This window comes from Klebsiella sp. HMSC25G12 (assembly GCF_001807705.1).
Taxonomy (GTDB): domain Bacteria; phylum Pseudomonadota; class Gammaproteobacteria; order Enterobacterales; family Enterobacteriaceae; genus Klebsiella; species Klebsiella variicola.
The window spans coordinates 57,336-65,405 of record NZ_KV789897.1 but is presented as its reverse complement, the minus strand read 5'-3'; the positions used below and the strand labels follow the sequence as shown (position 1 = coordinate 65,405).

At 62.8% G+C, this 8,070-nt stretch carries 3 protein-coding genes; all 3 read right to left on the bottom strand.

Going from position 1 to position 8,070, the window contains the following annotated elements; translation table 11 throughout:
• Positions 1 to 201 precede the first annotated feature (201 nt).
• The 3 genes from ndk to HMPREF3096_RS16025 all read right to left on the bottom strand — a co-directional run bounded on the left by ndk (position 202) and on the right by HMPREF3096_RS16025 (position 8,068).
• Entirely contained in the window at positions 202 to 633 is a 432-nt protein-coding gene (ndk, locus tag HMPREF3096_RS16035; protein ID WP_004144312.1) for a nucleoside-diphosphate kinase, read from the bottom strand.
• A gap of 160 nt (positions 634 to 793) precedes the next feature.
• Positions 794 to 3,118, bottom strand: coding sequence for a peptidoglycan glycosyltransferase PbpC (gene pbpC, locus HMPREF3096_RS16030; protein ID WP_070544525.1), 2,325 nt, complete (start codon positions 3,116 to 3,118; stop codon positions 794 to 796).
• Positions 3,119 to 8,068: an alpha-2-macroglobulin family protein gene (locus tag HMPREF3096_RS16025; RefSeq protein ID WP_032730941.1), complete on the bottom strand. Its 4,950-nt coding sequence runs from the start codon at positions 8,066 to 8,068 to the stop codon at positions 3,119 to 3,121.
• Between the last annotated feature and the right edge of the window lie 2 nt (positions 8,069 to 8,070).

The following is an 8,070-nucleotide window of genomic DNA, read 5'->3' as shown; positions in this document are numbered from 1 at the left end:
CCGGGAGCATAGATAACTATGTGACCGGGGTGAACGCGCGCAGCCAACGCCGCGACGGTCGAAAAGACGAGGTTTGTATCTCCAAAGTATTTCAGGTCACAGCGAGGCGGCGAGTTCACAAATCCCCGGGAGCATAGATAACTATGTGACCGGGGTGCGCGAAGGAAGCCAACAATGCTGTGGCGTGAAAGACGCAGGAGATTAGCGAGTGCGCGGGCAAACCTCGCCTTCAGCAAAGAAGAACGCGATTTCGCGAGCAGCGGATTCTACAGAATCGGAACCATGGGTGCCGTTCTCAGTGAAGCTATCAGCGTAGTCAGCGCGCAGGGTACCGGCCAGGGCGTTCGCCGGGTTGGTGGCGCCCAGCAGGTCACGGTGACGCTGAACTGCATTTTCGCCTTCCAGGACGGAAACCACGATCGGGCCGGAGGTCATGAATTCAACCAGGCCATCGAAGAACGGACGACCTTCGTGCTCAGCATAGAAACCGCGAGCCTGCTCAACGGTCAGATGCAGCATTTTGGTGCCGACGATTTTGAACCCTGCAGCTTCAAAGCGAGAAAAGATGCTGCCAATAACGTTTTTTGCCACCGCGTTTGGTTTGATGATGGAAAAAGTACGTTCAATAGCCATGATTACCTCTAATTAAATGTTCTGTTGTTGCGCATACGATCGTATGGCCTGGCGCGCATTATAATGAGCAACGTCGGCGATGCCTACGGATGAAGGTAACATTTTGTTAAAATAAGATGAGTATTGGAAACACAAACCGCCAACAACAAATTTACCCTGGTTATTGCAGGGTGAAACTGGCGGCCGCCGTTTGCCCAGCCTCATCCATGACCACCAGCTGCCACTTGCCAGGCTTATCCAGCGTTAGCGTGGTTGTCGCACCGGTGGCATCTAACGGCTGGCCGTTGATAAACCACCAGCGCCGCCCTTCTCCACCGCTGGTTTGCACGGGTAACATCACCCGCGCCTCGCCCGGCAGACGTTTTATTAACGCCCCTTCGCGAATACCTGACAACACCAGCGGCGCGGCATTCTGAGTTTGCAACGGTGGGCACACTTTCGATACCGGCCCCAGACGCGCGCGACGGCGCTCGCTGGCCGGCAGCCACGGTTCCAGCGGCAGCGGCCAGACATCAATAACGACTTCAGTCGCACCCGGACAATCCGCGGCCACCCTTTCCCCTGCTGCGTTGCGCCACACCGGGAAGCGGATCCCGCGCACGCCCTCCTGCCCGGGCAGCAGCAGCGTCGGTGGCTGGCTGGCATCCAGCAGCCAGCTGGCTAAGCGCCGGCGGCAGTTGCTGTCACCGGCCGGTAGATCCTGCCCGCCTGGCCAGCAAATAGCCCCGCGGCTCACCGTTTGCGGGCGCGGGTCGACCGGCAGCCCGCCGCGGCTCATCGCCTGGCGCGCCAGCAACAGATTATTGACCTGGTTTAACAGCGGCACGGCGCTGGCGAAGCCAAACTGGCCCACCACCGGCGTACCGTCGGGCCGTCCGGTCCAGATACCTATCAGATATCGCGCATTGAGGCCGACCGCCCACGCATCGCGATAGCCATAGCTGGTACCGGTTTTCCACGCCAGCGGCACCACTTGCGGCAGTGAGGCATCGGGAACCGGTTGCGCTTCGCCGGCCAAAATGCGCCGGACAATCCACGCCGCGCCGGGTGACATCAGCGATCTTTCCACCAGCGGGTCGTCGGGCTTCAGGCGCAGCCACGCCGCCTTGCCGTGACGGGCAAAGGCGCTGTACGCCGCGACGATATCTTCCAGCCGTGCCCCGGCCCCACCGAGGATCAGCGACAGGTTCGGCTCTGCGCCCGCGGGCAGCGTCAGGGGCAGCCCGGCGTTGCGTAAATTCGCCGCGAAACGTTTGGGCCCGTAGGCTTCAAGCACCTGCACCGCCGGCAGATTCAGGGAGCGCACCAGCGCCTCGCTGACGCTCACCGGGCCATGAAATCCGCTGTCAAAATTGCCGGGACGATAATCGCTAAAGCGTCGTGGAACATCCTGTAATAACGACGCCGGATGGATCAGCCCGTCATCCATCGCCATCGCGTAGACAAAGGGTTTCAGCACCGATCCCGGCGAACGCACCGCCGAGACCATATCAATATGGCCGAAGCGGCTGTCGTCGGTGATATCCGCCGATCCCACCCAGCCGCGGACTTTCATATCCGTGTGATCGACGACAACAATCGCCAGTGAGCTGCGCGGCGGCAGGCGCGATTTCCAGTTCAGCGCCAGATCCTCAAGCTGCCGCTGGAGCCCGGCATCGAGCGTTGTCGTCACCTTTTCGTCGCGACTGGTCGCCAGCGCCCGGCGCGAAAAAAGCGGCGCCAGCTGCGGCATCTGCCGGGGGAATAGCCATACAGGTTCCTCCATCGCTTCCTGTACCGGCCGTTGCGGCCAGACGCCCTGGCTGACCATGCGCGTGAGGACTTTATCGCGCGCCGCCTGGGCCCGCTGCGGCCAGCGGTCCGGGCGCAAACGACTGGGCGCCTGGGGCAGCACCGCCAGCAGCGCCGCCTCGCCGTAGCTGAGCTGAGCGGGCGGTTTGCCAAGATAAGCCCAGCTGGCCGCGCCGATCCCCTGTAAGGTGCCGCCAAACGGCGCGCGGTTCAGATAGAGGGTAAGAATGTCGTTTTTTGACAGATGCCACTCCAGCTGCAGCGCCCGCCATAGCTGGCGTAGCTTGCCGCCGAAGGTGCGCGGATGAGGGTCGAGCAGACGCGCCACCTGCATGGTGAGCGTGCTGCCGCCGGAAATGACCCGCCCGGAGGTTAAATCCTGCCAGGCGGCGCGCAGCACCGCGAAGGGATTGACCCCAGGATGTTTCCAGAACCAGCGGTCTTCATACTGGATGAGCGCCTGCAGATAGCGCGGCGACACGTCGGCGAGAGTCACCGGATAACGCCAGACGCCCTGCGCATCGGCAAAGCGCCAGAGCGGCGTGCCGTCTTCCGCCACCACCACGCGGGCAGGCGTGACGTCCTGCAGCGGCAGCGGCCACAGGCGATCGGCGGCCAGCACCGCCAGCCACAGCAGAAAAATAAACGCCGCCAGCCAGCGCCAGCGGCGTTTAACCCGAGGCAATACGCGCATTTACGGCGTCACGGTGAGCGGACCGCTGGCCGCCCCGGTCGCCCGCCACTGCGGCACATACATCGATTCCACCTGGGGCTGCGGGACCTGATAAGTACCCGGCGTCACCGCCCGCGCCAGATAAACCAGCGTCACCGGCTGGCCTTCATTGACAGCGACAGCGGCGACGAAACGGTCGTCACGGAACTCGATATGCTGAATATCCGCCTGCTGCATCTGGTTAAGGAGATTTTGCACCGCGTCGCCATTCTCCTGCAGGCTGGCGCTGCTGTTGGCCAGATTCTGGTTTTCCAGCTCCAGACCGGCAGGCAACAGATCAACCACCAGCGCGTCAGGCACATTGCGTTTGGCGGTCACCTCCAGCTTCACCAGCACCAGTTCGCCGCTGCGCAACGAGGTCAGCGATTTCTGCTGGCCGTGGGTATCGAAAATAGCGCGTTCAATCCCCAACACGTTGCCGCCCGGCTGTGGCGCGCTTTGCGGATAGCCGCTGCTGTCGAGACGCAGCCACAGCGGCTGACTGCCGGTATTACTCACCTGCAGCGTCGCCAGCCGATCGCCGTCGAGGTTACGGGTTTGCGCTTTGTCGCCGGCCAGCGGCTCAGCCTGCAGCGAGGTTTGCGCCTGCCAGTTGCCCGGCAGGTCGGCAAGCGTACGTCCGGCAAGGAACAGGGCGTTGGTTTCCTGGGTCGACAGCCAGCGCTGGCCGTAGGTCTCTTCCGACAGCGTGCTCAACAGCGTGTTTTGCACCTCCGGCAGCAGCTTGTTCTCTTCCAGCAGCGCCAGCTTCAGGGCGTCATCGCGAAGCGGGCTACCGTAATCGCCCAGCCAACGATTCTCATCCTGGCGCGGGGTGGCAACCGCCAGCTTCATGGCCTCATCGCCGCGCGGCGCATCGCCCATGGTTTTCAGCGCAATGCCGAGCTGCAGCAGCGGCAAGCCGGATCGCGCCTGGTCGTGACGGCTCCAGATTTCACGCAAGGCGCCGAGCGGGGCTTTTTGCTGACGCGCCAGCACCAGCGCGGCGTATGCCTGGGCGGCAAAGCGGCTGGCCTGGGCGTCATCGCTGTAGCGCACGGTCATCAGCCCCGGCTCCTGCAGATAGCGCAGCAGGCGTTCGTTACCTTTATTAATGGCGTTGACCGGTACGCTATAGCCCTGCTCGCCCGCGCGGACGAGGAAGTCCATGGCGTAGGCGGTCAGCCAGTACTCTTCCGGCCCCTCTTTATCCCACAACGCAAAGCCGCCGTTTTCCAGTTGCATCTGCAGCAGGCGTGAGATACCAACATCGATTGCCGCGCGGCGTTTTTCATCGCTATCGCCGCTGATGCCCAGCGCTTTTAGCTGCGCCGCGCTGGTGTACAGCGACGGGAACAGGCCGCTGGCGGTCTGCTCAAGGCAGCCGTAAGGATAGGCTTTCAGCTCACGGATATAGCGGGCAAGGTTCAACGGCGGTTTCCCGCTGAGCAGCAGTTGGCCCTGCAGCGTTTGCGGGGCGAACCCCTGGCTCTGCGCCGCCGGCGCCTGCCAGCTTTCGCCGGGCTGTAGCACCGCGCCGCTGTTGACAGTCTGGGCCGGGAACGCCGGACGGACGCCGATTCTCCACTGTTTCTGCAGCGGGGCGAAGGTTTCTCCCGGCAGACTCAGGCCGCTGATAGTAGCATTGACCTGACCATCGCCGAATCCCGCCAGCGCGCTCACCGGTATAAACAGCGTGCTGCGCGCCCCCGGCGCCAGTTGCACCGGTGGCAGTTGGCCATCGGTCAAGGTCACCAGCCCGCTGGCGGTAAGATGTACCTGCAGGGTTTGCGGTTTATCGGTCAGATTGCTGAGATCCAGCGCCAGCCGTGTGGTATCGCCGCTGGCGAGGAAGCGCGGGGTGTTCAGTTCGGCGATGACCGGGGCGGCCACCACCACTTTATCTTCGCTGCTGCCGAAGTCATCCGCCGTCCACGCCTGGGCCATCACCCGCAGCTCGCCGTTAAAATCGCCAATGGGTAACGTCACCGTACCTTCGCCCTGATCGTTCAATACCACCGGCTGCGCCTGCTGGGCGACGATCGTCACGTGGTTGACCGGCGGTTTGCCGCCGCGTTTTAACTCGTCGCCATCGCCGCCGAAGCGCAGGCTGGCCACACGTCCCTGCCCTTCGATCACCTGGCCGTAGATGTCATAGATATCTGCGCCGTAACGCTTCTGGCCAAAGAAGGCGTTCCACGGATCCGGGGTAGCGTAATCGGTGATATTCAGTACCCCGCTATCCACCGCCGAGAGCAGGACGTTGACCTGTTTCGGCGCCTCGCCCTCTTTGACGCTGGCTTTCACTTTCACCGTCAGCGGCTGGTTGGGGCGCATTTTGTCCGGGGCCTCCAGCGCCAGCGTCAGGCGGCGGTTTTCATCGCCCAGCGGCAGATGCAGCAGGCCGACCGCGCGTTTCGGCGTCGCCGAGCGGGATTTATCGCCGGGGCGAACCACCAGCGTGCTGAGGTAGAGATCGTGGCGGTTCCAGGCTTTATCGACCGGAATAGACAGATCCATCCCCTCCGCCGGGACGTCAATTTCCTGCCACCACAGCGGCCCTTCGCTGGATTCCACCATCGCGTAGCCTTTACCCGCCGCCGGGGCGGCAATATGCAGCTTGATGGTGTCGCCCGGTTTATAACTCGGTTTATCCAGCTTCATGGTGACCCGGTCAGGACGCGCCGCGCCGGTACCTTCGCTGTTATCCTGCCAGCTATAGCCGGCCCAGAAGCGCACGCTGCTGACCACGTCGTCCGGCCCTTTCACCTCCAGGCGATATGAGCCCCACTCTACCGGGAAGCTCACTTTGCCGGTTTGTCCGGCCTGCAGATCCAGCGACTCCTCGCCCTCCTGCAGATCTTTTTGATCGAACTGCGACTGCCAGCCTTCGCTGTCGGACCAGTTCCAGTAGTAGTCGCGGCGCTCGCGGATCAGCCGCACCTGCAGGCCCGAGACCGCTTTTTTCTCGCCTTTGGCGTCGGCATAGACGATATCAAACGCGGCGTTACTGTTCTCATCGACCACCGGCTGCTTCACGGTGGTATCGGTGCGGTAATCGTAAACGTCCTTCAGCGTAAATTGCGGGCGGATCCCCGGCAGCGCCTCGGCAGGCCAGATCGGCTGCTGTACGGTGCGGGTCACCGGGCGCCCCCCGGATTCCAGCAGGCTCGCCTGCAACACCACCTGCAGCGGCGAATGGCTATCCTGCCACTGGCTTGAGGTGGTCACTTCGCCATGACCTTTTTCGTCCAGCGTCAGCTGGACTTCATCCAGACTACGGGAGAGGTTTTCTTCCGCAATATCGCCGAACTGGAAGCCCGGCAGCGCAGCGACGGCGTCGCGCAGCGGGCGCAGGAACAGCTTGCCCTGCAGCTGGTTGCCGCTGGCCGGCGCGCCGTAGAGATAAGCGCCGCTGACGCCAAAGGTGACGTCGGCATCCGGCGCGACTGGCGCGGCCTGCGGCGTCAGGTTCAGGGCCATGCGTTCCGGCATAAAGTCTTCGACGTGGAAGTCCCACTCGCGCGGCTGGTTATCGCCGGTGCTGGCGCGAATGTGCCACATGCCGGTAGCCGCGCCGCTGTCGAGCGGATAAGTGAACTGGTACAGACCATTCACCGGTTTGCTCATCACCGAACGGATCACCTGGCCGTCCGGCTGAACCACCTCCAGCTTCACCGGCTGCTCCGCCAGCGGCTTGCCGTCGCTATCGCGCAACAGCGCATTGAGGATCACCGTTTCGCCCGGCCGATAGAGATCGCGCGGGCCAAACATAAAGAACTGTTTGCTAAAGCCGGGCGCCCCTGCGATAGAGAATTCCGCCAGATCCAGCGCCGGCAGCTTGAGATCGAGCAGCGTCGTCTGCCCCTCTTTACGCGCCAGCAGCAGCGCGGCTTCTTTATCGGTTTGCAGAGTAACGTGGCCCTGGCTGTCGCTTTTCGCCTCCGCCAGGGTCTGCCCTTTGGCGTTGAGCAGCTGGACGTCGATACCAGACTGGGCGGCGCCGTTTTCCAGGCTCTGGGTAAAGACGTCCAGCCGGTTGTGGTAGCGATGCGCCGAGACGCCGATATCGCTGAGGGTAAACAGCGTCGCCGCGTTGCTGTAGCTATAATGGCCCGCCGGGTTCATCACCGCCACGTAGACGCCCGGCTGCTGGAGCGGCTTGATATCGTTCAGCGGCAGCAGCAGCTTTTCGCGGGTATTGCGTGCCGGGTTGAGATCGAAGCGGCCGGTATAGACCAGATCCGCCATCTTCAGCAGCTCATCAGACTCCCAGTTGCTTAACGAGTTGCGGTATTCCCACTGGCTGACAAACGCGGAGAGTGATTCCGGCTTAATACGGAAGAAGTTAACGTCGACATTATCAACGTTCAGCGCCATCACCGGCAGCCCGGCGACCACGTTGCCCGGCAGCAGCGAGCCGCGGCTGGCGAAACCAACGCTCTGTGCGATATCGCGGGTGGTCAGGGTCTTCTCGAACGGTTTGTCGAGCGTGGCCTTGTTCAGGGCGGTCAGCGTCGGGTCGACCGAGACAATCAGCTCGCGCTTTGGCTCAAGGTGACGCAGACGCAGCTCTTTCAGATTCGGCGCCAGTTCCCAGGCACCGTCGACCTTACCGCTTTTCTTGTCGACCAGATGCACGCTGCGGGAGAAATCCTGGTCCGGCTGCAGCGGCACGGAAAACGTCAGCACCAGGGTCGCGGCACCATCCAGTTGCACCTCCGAGGCGTCGAGCAGCGTCAGCGCTTTGCCCTGGCTTTTTTCCGCCAGCGCCGCCAGCTGGGCGCGGTCCGGTTTTGCCGTCGCGCCTGGGTTGCTATCCGCAGCTGGCGCCGGGGCCGTGGCCTGCGGCGCACCGCTGTCATCACACCCGGTTAATGAAAATGCGGTAAGGAGCGCCAGTGACAGCGCCGCTAAACGAAATGGTTTCATCC